10 protein-coding genes and 1 pseudogene are annotated in these 13964 nt (G+C 73.7%); 6 read left to right on the top strand and 5 right to left on the bottom strand.

Annotated elements, in window-relative coordinates; translation table 11 throughout:
* Nucleotides 1-509 precede the first annotated feature (509 nt).
* Complete coding sequence (gene cimA, locus ACWCRA_RS06735; RefSeq protein ID WP_351559197.1) at nt 510-2153, top strand: citramalate synthase; 1644 nt, start codon at nt 510-512, stop codon at nt 2151-2153.
* Nucleotides 2154-2213: 60 nt separating this feature from the next.
* Nucleotides 2214-3626, top strand: coding sequence for a hypothetical protein (locus tag ACWCRA_RS06730; RefSeq protein WP_451066972.1), 1413 nt, complete (start codon nt 2214-2216; stop codon nt 3624-3626).
* Nucleotides 3627-3726: 100 nt separating this feature from the next.
* Here the strand turns inward: ACWCRA_RS06730 and ACWCRA_RS06725 are convergent, their stop codons facing one another.
* Entirely contained in the window at nt 3727-4332 is a 606-nt protein-coding gene (locus ACWCRA_RS06725; protein ID WP_351559194.1) for a YceI family protein, read from the bottom strand.
* Nucleotides 4333-4918: 586 nt separating this feature from the next.
* On the opposite strand from ACWCRA_RS06725, the gene ACWCRA_RS06720 reads away from it, so the two are divergent.
* Nucleotides 4919-5485 (top strand): EF-hand domain-containing protein, encoded by a 567-nt coding sequence (locus ACWCRA_RS06720; RefSeq protein WP_351559192.1) that lies wholly within the window; start codon nt 4919-4921, stop codon nt 5483-5485.
* Here the strand turns inward: ACWCRA_RS06720 and ACWCRA_RS06715 are convergent.
* Both ACWCRA_RS06715 and ACWCRA_RS06710 read right to left on the bottom strand, forming a co-directional pair.
* Nucleotides 5431-6390 (bottom strand): terpene synthase family protein, encoded by a 960-nt coding sequence (locus tag ACWCRA_RS06715; RefSeq protein ID WP_451066971.1) that lies wholly within the window; start codon nt 6388-6390, stop codon nt 5431-5433. The two genes, ACWCRA_RS06720 and ACWCRA_RS06715, sit on opposite strands and share 55 nt — an antisense overlap.
* The gene (locus ACWCRA_RS06710) at nt 6387-7787 is read right to left on the bottom strand and encodes a cytochrome P450 (RefSeq protein ID WP_451066970.1); all 1401 of its coding nucleotides are present in this window, start codon (nt 7785-7787) and stop codon (nt 6387-6389) included. The genes ACWCRA_RS06715 and ACWCRA_RS06710 overlap by 4 nt, the downstream gene beginning before the upstream one ends.
* A gap of 259 nt (nt 7788-8046) precedes the next feature.
* On the opposite strand from ACWCRA_RS06710, the gene ACWCRA_RS06705 reads away from it, so the two are divergent.
* The 3 genes from ACWCRA_RS06705 (at nt 8047) to ACWCRA_RS06695 (ending at nt 12398) form a co-directional block, all read left to right on the top strand.
* The gene (locus ACWCRA_RS06705) at nt 8047-10416 is read left to right on the top strand and encodes a polysaccharide lyase 8 family protein (RefSeq protein WP_351559186.1); all 2370 of its coding nucleotides are present in this window, start codon (nt 8047-8049) and stop codon (nt 10414-10416) included.
* A gap of 154 nt (nt 10417-10570) precedes the next feature.
* Complete coding sequence (locus ACWCRA_RS06700; RefSeq protein WP_351559184.1) at nt 10571-12154, top strand: acyl-CoA carboxylase subunit beta; 1584 nt, start codon at nt 10571-10573, stop codon at nt 12152-12154.
* A gap of 31 nt (nt 12155-12185) precedes the next feature.
* Nucleotides 12186-12398 (top strand): acyl-CoA carboxylase subunit epsilon, encoded by a 213-nt coding sequence (locus ACWCRA_RS06695; protein WP_351559182.1) that lies wholly within the window; start codon nt 12186-12188, stop codon nt 12396-12398.
* A 470-nt stretch (nt 12399-12868) separates the two neighbouring features.
* Here ACWCRA_RS06695 and ACWCRA_RS06690 read toward each other — a convergent pair whose 3' ends face one another.
* Nucleotides 12869-13696, bottom strand: coding sequence for a nucleotidyltransferase domain-containing protein (locus ACWCRA_RS06690; protein WP_451066969.1), 828 nt, complete (start codon nt 13694-13696; stop codon nt 12869-12871).
* Between the two features lie 166 nt (nt 13697-13862).
* A pseudogene (locus ACWCRA_RS06685) lies at nt 13863-13964 on the bottom strand (ATP-binding protein); the annotation flags it as partial.

Genomic DNA, 13964 nt, shown 5'->3' with positions numbered 1-13964 from the left:
ACGGCCCCTCCGGCGACCTGAGCAAACCCAGCCTTGCTGGCGGCCTCGGCCCCTCCGGCGACCTGAGCAAATCCAGCCCCGCCGGCGTTTGAGGCGCGGGGGTTCGGGGGCTGGCCCCCGACCGTGGCCCGCGGGATGCGGGGTCCTGTGGCACAGGGTCCGTCCTCAAGCTCCCCCAGAGCTGCCTCTGGGTGCGGGCGCACGATCCCCCCGGGGTGACCGGATGGCGAGACGAGCACGCACCCCCACCCCCGCGTGTGGCACACTCGCCGCGTGCTTTCGTTCGCCATGATTATCGGCAGCAGGCGCGCCGGTCCGCCGTGATCGCCTCGTACCACCCCGTACGACGCGCCCACCCGCCCCCGACCCGCGCGCCCACCTCTCGCACCCGCGAGGGGTTTTTTCGTTTTCCGGCCCCACCTCGGCCGAATCCGAACCGCACGCGAAAATAGGGGCAAGTGGAGCCAGAAATTCCGGGAGCCACTCACCCGACAGGAGTCACAGCAGCCATGACCAGACAGCCCACGGACACGGACACGGGCACGGCCACCGATGACAGCAGCCCCCTCGACGACAGCTTCCATGTCTTCGACACCACCCTCCGCGACGGCGCCCAGCGCGAGGGCATCAACCTCACCGTCGCGGACAAGCTGACCATCGCGCGCCACCTCGACGACTTCGGTGTGGCCTTCATCGAGGGCGGCTGGCCCGGCGCGAACCCCCGGGACACCGAGTTCTTCTCCCGCGCCCAGCAGGAGATCACCTTCCGGAACGCCCAGCTCGTCGCCTTCGGCGCCACCCGCCGCGCCGGTGCCAAGGCCGCCGAGGACCCGCAGGTCAAGGCGCTGCTCGACTCCGGCGCCCCGGTGATCACCCTGGTCGCCAAGGCCCACGACCGCCATGTCGAACTGGCCCTGCGCACCACTCTGGAGGAGAACCTGGAGATGGTCCGCGACACCGTCGCCCACCTCCGCGCCCAGGGCCGCCGGGTCTTCGTCGACTGCGAGCACTTCTTCGACGGCTACCGCGCCAACCCCGAGTACGCCAAGGCGGTCGTCCGTGCCGCCTCCGGCGCCGGTGCCGATGTCGTCGTCCTCTGCGACACCAACGGCGGCATGCTCCCCGCCCAGATCCAGGCCGTCGTCGCCACCGTCCTCGCGGACACCGGCGCCCGCCTCGGCATCCACGCCCAGGACGACACGGGCTGCGCCGTCGCCAACACCCTCGCCGCCGTCGACGCCGGCGCCACCCACGTCCAGTGCACGGCCAACGGCTACGGCGAGCGGGTCGGCAACGCCAACCTCTTCCCGGTCGTCGCCGCGCTGGAGCTGAAGTACGGCAAGACCGTGCTGCCCCCCGGCTCCCTCGCCGACATGACCCGGATCTCCTACGCCATCGCCGAGGTCGTCAACCTCACCCCCTCCACCCACCAGCCCTATGTGGGTGTTTCGGCCTTCGCCCACAAGGCGGGCCTGCACGCCTCCGCGATCAAGGTCGACCCGGACCTCTACCAGCACATCGACCCCGAGCTGGTCGGCAACACCATGCGGATGCTCGTCTCCGACATGGCCGGCCGCGCCTCCGTCGAGCTGAAGGGCAAGGAGCTGGGGGTCGACCTCGGCGACGACCGCGAGCTGGTCGGCCGGGTGGTCGAGCGGGTCAAGGAGCGCGAGCTGAAGGGATACACCTACGAGGCCGCCGACGCCTCCTTCGAGCTGCTGCTGCGCGCCGAGGCCGAGGGCAGGGCCCGCACCTACTTCCGCACCGAGTCCTGGCGGGCCATCGTCGAGGACCGCCCCGACGGCACCCACGCCAACGAGGCCACGGTGAAGCTGTGGGTCAAGGGCGAGCGCATCGTCGCCACCGCCGAGGGCAACGGCCCGGTCAACGCCCTCGACCGGGCGATGCGGGTCGGCCTGGAGCGCTTCTACCCGCCGCTCGCCAAGCTGGAGCTGGTGGACTACAAGGTCCGTATCCTCGAAGGCCGCCACGGCACGGACTCCACCACCCGGGTGCTGATCACCACGGGTGACGGCGCCGGCGAGTGGTCCACCGTCGGGGTCGCCGACAATGTCATCGCCGCCTCCTGGCAGGCCCTGGAGGACGCCTACACCTACGGTCTGCTGCGCGCCGGAGTCGACCCCGCCAACTGACGTACCAGCCGTACATGACGCTTGTCCGAAATGGCCATATTTCGGGTAGCGTCTCGGCTTATGAAGATCAGGTTGTTCTCCGCGCTGTCCGGCGCCCTGGGCCTGTTGCTGGTGCTCCCGGCCGCCGCCGGTGCGGTCCCGGGGGCGCCGGCGGGCGCCGGCGCCCAGCGGGCGGTGGCCCCCGCGCCCCTGGCCGAAGGGCCCGCCGCCGTGGCGGAGGCCTTCCGCGAGGGCCCGGTCCATGTGGACCCGCGCGCCTCCGGACAGCTCTCCCGCGCCGAGGCGCGGGCCCTCTCCGACAGGATCAGGAAGTCGGGGAGACCCCTCTTCGTCGCCGTGCTGCCCGTCGCCGGTGAGTTCGCGCCGGACGGTCTGCTCCGGAACCTCCGCGCCGCGACCGGGATCGCCGGTCTGTACGCCGTCCGCCTCGGCGACGGTTTCGACGCGGGCGCCGACGGCGCCGTCCTGCCCCGGGGCACCGTCCGCGACCTGGTCGCGACGGTGCGGACCCCGCCGGGCGGGGACGCGGCGGCCCAACTCGACAGCTTCGCCGGTCTGGCCCTGCCCCGGATGAGCGGTGCCGCCCCCGCCTCCTGGGGCACCCCCGAGGCGCGGACCGCCGACGACGGTACGAAGACCGGTGTGCTGATCGCCCTCGGCGCGGCCCTCGTGGCGGGCGCCCTGCTGGTGTACGGGATCGTCCGTTCGCGCCGCCGCGGGAAGGCGGCCGAGGAGCGGGCGGCGCTCGACAGGCTGCGGGTGGTCGTCGACGAGGACATCACCGCCTTCGGCGAGGAGCTGGACCGGCTGGACTTCCATCCGTCCGAGCGGGGCGCGGACGACGCCATGCGCGCCGACTACGAGCGCGCGCTCGACGCCTACGACACCGCGAAGTCCGCGATGGCCTCGGCCCGCCGGCCCTCGGACGTCCGCGCGGTCACCACGGCCCTGGACGATGGCCGGTTCGGACTGGCCGCCCTGGACGCCCGCCGCACCGGCCGGCCCGTCCCCGAGCGCCGTCCGCCCTGCTTCTTCGACCCGCGCCACGGCCTCTCCGTGGCCGAGCGGAGCTGGGCCCCGCAGGGCTGCCCGGCCCGTGACGTCCCGGTCTGCGCGGCCGACGCGGCCCGGCTGGACGACCACCTCGCCCCCCTGGCCCGTACCGTCGAGACGGAGACGGGCCGCCGCCCCTACTGGGAGGCGGGGCCGGCGTACGGGCCCTGGGCCGGCGGCTACTTCGGCGGCGGTCTGCTCCCCGGGCTGCTGGCGGGCACCATGCTCGGTGCCGTGCTCTCCTCCCCGGCCTACGCGGCGGAGTACGGCGGCGACGACTTCGCCTCCGGCGCCTTCTCGTCATCGGACTTCGACAGCTCAGACTTCGGCGGCTTCGGCGGCGGTTTCGACGGGGGCGGCGGCGGGGACCTCGGCGGGGGAGGCTTCGGCGGCGGTTCCGACGGCGGCGGCGGTATGTGAGGCGCACGGCGGAGCGCCCGCCCGTGCCGTGGGGGGACGGCGGGGCGGGCGCGCTCGGGGGGTGCCGGCCAGGGGGCCCGGCCGGTCACGGGGTGCGGCGTCAGGCCGCCTTGATCGCCGAGATGTCGAAGTTCAGCTTGACCTTGTCGCTGACCATCACACCGCCGGTCTCCAGCGCCGCGTTCCAGGTCAGGCCCCAGTCGGAGCGCAGGATCTCGGCGCTGCCCTCGAAGCCGACCCGCTCGTTGCCGTAGACGTCCGTGGCCGAGCCGTTGAACTCCAGATCGATGGCGAGCGGGCGCGTCACGTCCTTGATCGTCAGCTCACCGGTCACCCGGTAGGCGTCGCCGCCGAGCTGCTCGGCGGCGGTGGAGCGGAACGACATCAGCGGGAACTGCTCGGCGTCGAAGAAGTCGGCGCTGCGCAGATGACCGTCGCGGTCGGCGATACCGGTGTCGATGGAGGCGATCTTCACATCGAGGACGGCCTCGGAGGCGGCCGGGTCCGCGCCGTTCAGCTTCAGCGTGCCCTCGTGCTCACCGAAGGAGCCCCGGACATTGGTCACCATCGCGTGACGGACGGTGAAGCCGATGCTGCTGTGGGCCGTGTCGATGCTGTACTCGCCGGTCAGGGCGGCGAGCGCGGGGTCGACGGGGGCGTCGACGACGGCGGTGGCGGTGGCGGACTTGCGGTTGAACAGACCCATGACGACTCCTGTGGGGGGACGGGCCCGGCGCGGTGGACGCCCGGCCGGTGATTCGGCGGTTCGGCGGTCGAGGCTCCGTCTCCGGGGCTTCACCTCCGAGGCTCCGAATCCGGGGGCCGGCATCCGAAGCGCTGTTGTTGAAGCTTCAACGAGAGCGACTGTAGACCTATTCCGTTCAAGTTTCAACTTCTTTGGACGGGGTCACCGGGAACGCGCTCTCCGGAGCCCGCGCCATGGACGCTCCCCGGCGCCCGCGGCCCGCCGTCGAGAGCGCGGCCGGCCCCGAAGAGGCTGTACGCCGAGCCCGCCGGCGCGGCCCTCGGCCTCTTCGCCGCCCACGGGGCCATCCGGCCCGGCGGCCCGACCGTCCTCGTCCTCGTCCTCGTCCTCGTTCTCGTTCTCGTTCTCGTTCTCGTTCTGGTCCTCGTCCTGGTCCTCACCGGCTCCGGCCTCAGGGCCGCCGGCGCGATGGCGCGCGCCACCGCCCGGGGGCGTACCGCATGATCCCCGGCGGCGTCCACCACGCGCCCCGCAAACCACTCGACGGTGTCGTCTCCGCCCCCCGTACCCCGGGTAGCGTCCGCCCATGAGCGAACCAGCCCCCGGCGAACGCACCATCCTGGACACCAAGTTGGACCGGTCCTTCGACATGCTCGACACGGACGGCGACGGCCGTATCCGCGAGGCGGACCTGGTGTCCCTGGCCGCGAAGCTCGGCACCGCCTTCGGCGCCGACGCCCCCGGCACCGTCGCCCGGCTCCAGCAGTGCTTCGCCGTCCTGTGGGCCACCGACCTCACGATCATGGACGCCGAGGGCAGGGGCGCGATCGACCGGGCCGAGTGGCGGGCCGGTGTCCGCCACGCCGTCGCGACCGACCGCGAGGGCTTCCTCGGCCGCATGAGCGCGATGCTCCGGGCCTGGCTCGAACTGTGCGACACCGACGGCGACGGCCGCATCGACCGCGCCGAGTACACCACCATGTACGGCCGGACCCTCGGCCTCTCCGCCGGACCGCTCCACGAGGCCTTCACCACCATCGACATCGACGGCGACGGATACATCAGCCTGGACGAGGTCCGGGCCGCCGTCGAGGAGTTCTACACCAGCGAGGCCACCGACACCCCCGGCAACTGGCTCTTCGGCCCCCTGTAGCGGGCCGTGGACCCCGTCCACGCGCGCACCCCCGCCACCAGCTGCCGGGTGCCCTCCAGATACCAGCGGCTCCCCGGGAACTCCCGGGCGAGCCCCGACCGCAGCAGCGCGCTCTCCTCCTCCAGCCGCCGCACCCGCTCCCGTACCGCCGTGAGCGCCTCCTCCCGGGTCAGCCCGCGCTCCCGGCGCAGCACCACCACCATGTTGAAGCCGCAGTTCTGCTCCTCCTCCCGGGCCAGCGAGAAGAGATCGTTGATCAGGGTGGCGGCATCGGCGGTATGGGCCCGCAGCCGCCGCCAGGCGGGCCGCGCCCGCAGCCGCGCGGGCAGCTCGGTGCCCTGCACGTGCTCCAGCATGTTCATGAAGGGATACAGACCCCCGGCCCACCGGCGCAGCAGCGCCGACTCCGCCACCGAGGGCAGACCGCCTCGGGCCCGGTGGGCGGTCTCGGTGGCGAAGGTGCCCAGGGTCCGCGTCCAGTCCCCGGCCGCGCGGCGGCACCACAGCGCCGTCCTGCCCCGGCACTGCCGGTCCCACAGATCACACCAGGCGCCCACCACACCCGCACCGCCCAGGGAGCGGCCCCCGGGGGACCGCGTCACCCCGGTCAGCTCCCGGACCAGCGCCCGCGCCCCGGGCACATCGCGCCCCAGCGGACCGTCGAAGAGATCATCGACGACGGTGTACCAGCCGAGGATGTCGGTCAGCAGCCCCCGCTCCCCGCCCGGGGCCCCGGGGTAGGCCCGGCGTATCAGCTCCGGCAGCGCGTACGTGTGGTAGCGCTCCAGCTCGGCCTCCGGGAGGAGCCGGTGGCGCAGCAGCCACGCGCTGTGCTCGGGCTCGGGCTCCGGCGGACCGCCGGCCGGCTCGGGCTCCGGCGGGCCGCCGGCCGTCCCCGCCGTCACGGTGTGCTCCCCGCCCTCGTCCGCCGGGCCGAAGGGACGGCGGCGGGCGCCGCGCGCGGGACGACCGCCATGGCCACCCCGCGCGCCTGCACCGTGGTCCACACCAGCTCCCGGGGCCGTGCCCCCGACACCGGCACCGGACGCCAGCGGCGCAGCACCGCCGCCGCCACCACCGCCAGTTCCATCCACGCGAACGCCTCGCCCGCGCACCGGTGCCGCCCCGCGCCGTACGGCAGGAACAGTTCCCGGCCCGCCGCGCCCGCCCACCGCTCCGGGTCGAAGGCGAGCGGGTCGGCCCAGTGCGCGGGGTCGCGGTGCAGGGCGGTCAGGCTGTACAGCAGCTCGGTGCCGGCGGGGACGGCGTACGGTCCCAGCCGCACATCCCGCGCGGCGGTACGCATCAGAAACGCGTTGGGGGCGTGCAGCCGCAGCACCTCCCGCAGCACCCGGCGCAGATACACCAGCCGCCCGACCGCCGCCGGCGTCAGCCCGCCGCCGCCGTCGTGGCCGTCACCGGGGCCGAGGACCTCCGCCAGCTCCGCCAGGACCTCGGCGTGCACCCTCGGCGCCCGCAGCAGCTCATGGAAGAACCAGGTCAGCACCGACGAGACGGTCTCCGTCCCCGCGCCGAGCACGGTGATCACCTCGGAGCGCACGGCCGCGTCGTCCAGCGGGGCCCCGGTGCCGGGATCGGTCGCCGACCGCAGCAGCGACAGCAGCGAGTCCACCCCGCCCGGGGCCCTCCCGGGAGCCGCCGCCACCACCTCGTCGACGACCCGGTCCAGCGCCCGCACCGCCGCGCCGAACCGCCGGTTGACCGGCAGCGGCAGCCGCGCGAACACCGGTCGCGGACAGAGCGACCGCGCGATCTGCCCCTTCACCAGATCCGGCAGCGCCCGGTGGAAGGCGTCCGCGGTCTCCGCCCGCAGCCGCACCCCCAACAGCGCCCGGGTGACGATCTCCAGCGCCAGCCGGTTCATCTCCGCCGCCACGTCCAGCACCCGCCCGGGGCGCCACCGTCCGGCGCGCTCCAGGGTCACCTCCTCCACCACCCGTATCCGCCGGCCGGCGCTCGCGGCGGAGAACGCGGGCCGGACCGCCCGCCGCCGGTCCCGGTGCGGCACTCCCTCCGACATCAGCAGCCCGTCGCCGAACGCCTCCCGCAGGGTGTTCTGCACGGCGCCGCGCGGGCACGGCCCCGCCAGGGCGGTCAGCAGCTCATGGACCAGGGCGGGGCTGGTGACCACCCACACCGCGCGCGGCCCGAGCGAGACCTCGACCAGCTCACCGGTCCCGGCGAGCGAGCCGAGGAAGCCGAGCGGGTCGCGCAGCAGGGCGGGGGAGTGCCCCAGCACCGGGACGCGGCCCGGTGCGGCGGGAACGGTCCGTGGGATCACTGTGGTCACCTGTTTCTCGCTCGGATACCGGTTCCCGGGAGCCGGTCCCCGCGCCACCGGCGCCGCCGCCCGCGCCCGCGGGTCCCGCCGGGCCGGGACGCGTTCACTCTCTTGGTGGTCCTCCCGCCGCCGCAAACCGCCTTCACCCGATCGGGTGGTGTTACGGAATCCCGCGCACTCCCGCCCCCTGAGGGAAGGGCGGAGCGCGTGCTAGACCGGACGGCAGGACCGCATCCGCACCCGCCCTCCGGAGGCTCCCGTGTCCCAGCCGTCCGCCTGGCCCCGCCGCACCGTCCTCACCGCCCTGGCCTCCCTGCCCGCCCTGGCCGCCGCCCCCGGAGCCGGAGCCGCCCCCGGAGCCGGAGCCGGGGCCCGGCCGGCCGCCGGAACAGCCGACCCGTACGACACCCTCCGGCTGCGCTGGGTGGAGATCGCCCTCGGCACCGGCTACGACCCCACCGCCGAGCCCTACGCCTCCCGCATCGCCGAGACCGCCCGCCTCGCCGCCTCCCACCTCGCCACCATGGACCCGGCGCCCGCCTCGCTCTGGCCCGGACTGCGCTACGACCCGCCCGCCGGGATCACCCGCAGCTACAGCCGGCTGTGGACCATGGCGCAGGCCCACGCGCACGCCCCCGCGTCCGGCACCGGACCCGCCCTCCTGGACGCCGTCCGCACGGGCCTCGACCATCTCTCCGCCACCGTCTACCACCCCTCCACCACCCGCTGGGGCAACTGGTGGGAGTGGCAGATCGGCAGCCCCCGCCTCCTCATGGACACCGTCGCCCTCCTCCACGACCGGCTCACCCCGGAGCAGCGGGGCGCGGCCTGCGCCGCCGTCGACCACTTCATCCCCGACACCCTGCTGACCGACTACTCGGGCACCTCCACCGGAGCCAACCGCGTCGACCTCTGCCGCTCCGTCGTCCTGCGCGGTGTCATCGGCCGCGACAGCGCCCGGATCACCCTCGCCCGCGACGCCCTGTCGCCGGTCTTCCCGTATGTCACCCGGGGCGACGGCCTCCACGCCGACGGCTCGTTCGTCCAGCACACCTGGGTCGCCTACTCCGGCACCTACGGACAGGTGCTCCTCGACGGCCTCGGCCGGCTCCTCACCCTGCTCGCCGGCTCGCCCTGGGCGGTCGACGACCCCCGCCGGCAGATCGTCCTCGACAGCGTGGAACGGGCCTTCGCCCCGCTGATCCACAACGGTCTCGTGATGGACGGCGTCAACGGACGCGCCATCAGCCGGGGCCTGCTCCGCGACGACGACCGGCGGGTGATGCGCGGCGACCACTTCCACGGGCACGCCCTGATCGCCGCCATCGCGCTGCTCGCCGGAGCGGCGAGCCCGGACGAGCGCGAGCGCTGGCACTCCCGCGTCAAGGGCTGGACGCGCCGCGACACCACCGTGCCCGTGCTGCGCTCCCCGCAGTTCGGGGTCGCCGACCTCGCGCGGCTCCACGCGATCGACGCCTCGGCGACGGCCGCCGCCCCCGAGCCCTCCGGGCACACCCTCTTCGCCGCCATGGACCGGGCCGTGCACCGGCGCGACGGATGGGCCGTGAACATCTCCATGGCCTCCGAGCGGATCGCGCACTACGAGTGCGGAAACGGCGAGAACCCGCGCGGCTGGCACACCGGTTCGGGTCTGCTCCTGTGGTGGCCCGCCCACGGCCAGGGCGGGCAGTACACCGACTGGTTCTGGCCGACCGCCGACCCCTACCGGCTCCCCGGCACCACCGTCTCCACCCGCCGTCTCGCCGACCGCGAGGGCGGGGAGTGGGGCGAGCCCCGGCCCGCCGCGCGCTGGGTGGGCGGCGCGACCGACGGGGAGTACGCGGCGGTCGGCCAGCACCTCCACGGGCTCGGCTCCACGCTCCGCGCCCACAAGTCCTGGTTCTGCGCCGACGACGCGGTCATCTGCCTCGGTGCCGGGATCGCGTGCGCCGACGGGGTGCCCGTCGAGACCGTCGTCGACAACCGCAACCTCGGCGCGAGCGGCACCGAGACCTTCGCCGCCGGCCCGGGCTGGGCCCATCTCGACGGGCACGGCGGCTGGGTCTTCCCGTACGGCACCCGGCGGCTGCGCACCCTGCGCGAGGACCGCGCCGGCGCCTGGAGCGACATCAACACCGGCGGCTCCACCGAGCGGGTCACCCGCCGCTACCGGACACTCTGGTTCGACCACGGCACCGATCCGCGCGCCGGCTCCTATGCCTACCTGCTGATGCCCGGTGCCTCCCGGCGCGCGGTGGCGGCCCGCGCGGCCGACCGCCGGTGGCTGCGCGTGCACGCCAACACCGCCGCGCGGCAGGCCGTCTCCGTGGACTCCCTGGGCCTGTTCGCGGCCAACTTCTGGCAGGCCGGTACGGTGGGGGCGCTCACCGTGTCCGCGCCCGCCGCCCTTCTCGTGCGCCGAGGTCGGGACGGCCGGACGGCGAGTCTGCGGCTCAGCGATCCGGTACGGACCGGGGAGCCGCTGGAGGTCGTCTGGCGGCGGCCGGTGCGCCGGGTCACCGAGCACGGCCCCGGGGTCGAGATCCTGGGCACCGGGGCGGCGCTGCGGCTGCGGCTCAGCGCGGGGACGGCGGGGGCGAGCCACCGCTGCGATGTGATCCTCGGCTGAGCCATTTGTGGGACCCCCACAAGGAACCACTCCTCTGTGCTGGTGGTTGGGGCGCTAGGCCAAATGGTTCTGTTGGAGCCACACAGGAGAACGGCCGCGAGACTGTACAGAGTCAACGGGACGGTTTTCTTGGTCCGATCCGTAGGGTCGGTACATGACCGTTGTGGACGAGACCCCGAGCGAGCCGACGGACGCCCGTGGGCGCGTGGCCGAGCTGCACGAGCTGCGGGAGCGGGCCCTGCGGGGGCCGAGCGACCGTGCGACCGAGGCCCAGCACGCCAAGGGCAAGCTGACCGCGCGCGAGCGCATCGAGCTGCTGGTGGACCCGGGCTCCTTCCACGAGGTGGAGCAGCTGCGGCGGCACCGGGCGGTGGGGTTCGGGCTGGAGGCCAAGAAGCCCTACACCGACGGTGTGATCACCGGCTGGGGCACGGTCGAGGGCCGGACGGTCTTCGTCTACGCGCACGACTTCCGGATCTTCGGCGGCGCGCTGGGCGAGGCCCACGCCACCAAGATCCACAAGATCATGGACATGGCCATCTCGGCCGGTGCGCCGCTGGTCTCCCTGAACGACGGCGCCGGCGCCCGTATCCAGGAAGGCGTCTCGGCGCTCGCCGGATACGGCGGGATCTTCCAGCGGAACACCCGGGCCTCCGGGGTGATCCCCCAGATCAGCGTGATGCTCGGCCCGTGCGCCGGCGGCGCGGCCTACTCCCCGGCCCTCACCGACTTCGTCTTCATGGTCCGTGAGACCTCGCAGATGTTCATCACCGGACCGGATGTGGTCAAGGCCGTCACCGGTGAGGAGATCACCCAGAACGGTCTGGGCGGCGCGGATGTCCACGCGGAGACCTCGGGCGTGGCGCACTTCGCGTACGACGACGAGGAGACCTGCATCGCCGAGGTCCGCTACCTCCTGTCGATGCTCCCGCAGAACAACCGCGAGAACCCGCCGACGGTGGCCTCCGACGACCCGGCGGACCGGCGCTCCGACGTCCTCCTGGACCTGGTGCCGGCGGACGGGAACCGCCCGTACGACATGCACCAGGTGATCGAGGAACTCGTCGACGAGGGCGACTATCTGGAGATCCACGAGCGCTGGGCCCGGAACATCATCTGCGCGCTGGCGCGGCTGAACGGGCAGGTCGTCGGGATCGTGGCGAACCAGCCGCAGTCCCTGGCCGGGGTGCTGGACATCGAGGCGTCGGAAAAGGCTGCGCGTTTTGTGCAGATGTGCGACGCTTTCAATATTCCGATCATCACTCTTCTGGACGTGCCCGGCTTTCTCCCCGGGGTGGACCAGGAGCACGGTGGGATCATCCGGCACGGCGCGAAGCTGCTCTACGCGTACTGCAACGCGACGGTGCCGAGGATCTCGCTGATCCTGCGCAAGGCCTACGGCGGTGCGTACATCGTGATGGACTCCCAGTCCATCGGAGCGGATCTGACGTATGCCTGGCCGACCAACGAGATCGCGGTGATGGGCGCCGAGGGTGCCGCCAACGTCATCTTCCGCAGGCAGATCGCGGAGGCCGAGGACCCCGAGGCCATGCGGACCCGCATGGTCAAGGAGTACAAGTCCGAGCTGATGCATCCGTACTACGCGGCCGAGCGGGGTCTTGTCGACGATGTCATCGACCCCGCGGAGACCCGCGAGGTGCTGATCGCGTCGCTCGCGATGCTCCGCACCAAGCACGCCGACCTGCCGTCGCGCAAGCACGGCAACCCCCCGCAGTGAGTGCTGCGGAGAGAACGGAGCCGGAATACCGATGAGTGCTGCTGCTGACGCTTCGCTGCTGCGGGTGGAGAAGGGGGAGTGCGAGCCGGAGGAGCTGGCGGCGATCACCGCGGTTCTGCTGGCCCGCGCCGCCGCGCACCCCGCCGCCGCGTCCTCCTCCCTCCCGCACCCGCCGTCCACCGCCGGCTGGCGCCGCCTCGAACGCCAACGCGGCTTCCAGCCCTCCCACAGCTGGCAGGGCTAACCCCTCCCCGGGATGCCCCGACCCCGGGACATCCCGTCCCCACCCCGGGCTCGCCCGGACCCACCCGGCCCGCCCAGATCCACCCAGCCCGTCCGGGGGCACCTCCCAGAGGCAGCTCCGGGAGAGCTCGAGGACGGCCCCCGCGCCACAGGTAACCCGAGCAGAATCAGCCCGTCTGGGGGCACCTCCCAGAGGCAGCTCTGGGGGAGTTTGAGGACGGACCCCGCGCCACGGGACCCAGCACGGTGCGGGCCACGGTCGGGGGCCGGCCCCCGAACCCCCGCGCCTCAATCGCCGGCGAGGCTGAATACGCCCAGCCCCCCGGCCGAACCGGGTTTGCCCGGGGCCAGCGAGGCCGGGTGGGGGCGCCCCCGGCGCCGAGGCCCCCGGGCGCCCGAGCCCTCCCGCGTTCAGGCCACCCCCGGACCCTCGGCGCACCCCCGGTGGGCAGCCCCCCGGAGGGGGGAGCCTCAGCGGAGGATCTCCGTGATCTCGGGGAGCAGCGAGGCCGGCAGAGCAAACTCCCAGCGCCGCGACGCCTCACGGAGCAACTCCCCGCTCCACTCCCAACTCGCCCGCGCCGCCCCCCGCACCTCCGCCTCCCGCGCCGCGCACGTCGTCCCCCGGTACCGCTCCACATCCCCCGCCGGCAGATCCGCCTCCAGCGCCCTGCTCGGCGTCAGCCAGTGCGCCGTGCTGCCGCGCAGCAGCCTGCACAACTGGAGCTGCTGCGGCGCGATCACCGTGTGCAGCAGCGCGTGCCCCCGCGCCACCTCCCCCCGCGCCAGCACATGCCCCAGCATCAGCGTCCAGTTGGCCAGCTCGTCGGCGAGCTGCCTCGCCGTCGCCCCCGGCTCCGGCGGCACGAACTCCGCCAGCTCCCGCGCCGCCGCCCCCAGCCGCCCGCTCCGGTCGAGCAGCACCGCCGCCCCCGGGTCCGGCAGATGCACCATCCCCCGCCAGCCGGCCACCGCCGCGATCCCCGGCCCGGCCTCCTCCACATGGAACTCCCCGCGCATCAGATCGTCGAAGACGACCGCGAGAATCCCGTACATGTTCGTGTACGCCAGCTTCAGCGGCGCCAGCCGCTCCACGAACCCGCGCCCGTCGAACCCCTCCGCCTCACCGTCCCGCACGAAGAGATACGCCTCGATGTCCGAGTGGGCGTCGGCCTCGCCGAGCGTCCAGGACCCGTACAGCAGTACGCCGTCGAGCAGCGGTTCGTCCTCGGAGATCCGGCGGAGCCGCTCGACACGGCGGTCCAGGGCGGCGGAGGACGACACAGGGCGGTAAGGCATGAAGGTCTCCTGAAGTGAGCGGGCAGACGGAGGAGACCCGGCGGCTCGCGCCGGGTCGCTGTCTCGACGGAACTGCTCCGCCCGATCAGGAAACTGCCATGCCGACATGGTAGAGCCCCCGCACTCCCGGTCACAGGGGATTACGGGGGCTCTCAGCGGGTACGCGTCAGCGCAGCCGGGCCATGAGGGCGTGTTCGACGAGGGTGATGAGGGCGCTTTTGGCGTCGGCGCGGTGGCGGGCGTCGGTGGTGATGATGGGGGTGTCGGG

It is taken from the genome of Streptomyces sp. NPDC001889, from assembly GCF_053594535.1.
Note: the sequence above shows the minus strand (reverse complement) of the source record. Positions and strands in the feature narration are given on the sequence as shown.

Excerpts from the sequence above, each read along its gene's own strand:
- cimA (WP_351559197.1), top strand. The coding sequence starts at position 510 with ATGACCAGACAGCCCACGGACACGGACACGGGCACGGCCACCGATGAC.
- ACWCRA_RS06725 (WP_351559194.1), bottom strand. The coding sequence starts at position 4,332 with ATGGGTCTGTTCAACCGCAAGTCCGCCACCGCCACCGCCGTCGTCGAC.
- ACWCRA_RS06690 (WP_451066969.1), bottom strand. The coding sequence starts at position 13,696 with ATGCCTTACCGCCCTGTGTCGTCCTCCGCCGCCCTGGACCGCCGTGTC.
- ACWCRA_RS06730 (WP_451066972.1), top strand. The coding sequence starts at position 2,214 with ATGAAGATCAGGTTGTTCTCCGCGCTGTCCGGCGCCCTGGGCCTGTTG.
- ACWCRA_RS06700 (WP_351559184.1), top strand. The coding sequence starts at position 10,571 with ATGACCGTTGTGGACGAGACCCCGAGCGAGCCGACGGACGCCCGTGGG.
- ACWCRA_RS06695 (WP_351559182.1), top strand. The coding sequence starts at position 12,186 with ATGAGTGCTGCTGCTGACGCTTCGCTGCTGCGGGTGGAGAAGGGGGAG.
- ACWCRA_RS06720 (WP_351559192.1), top strand. The coding sequence starts at position 4,919 with ATGAGCGAACCAGCCCCCGGCGAACGCACCATCCTGGACACCAAGTTG.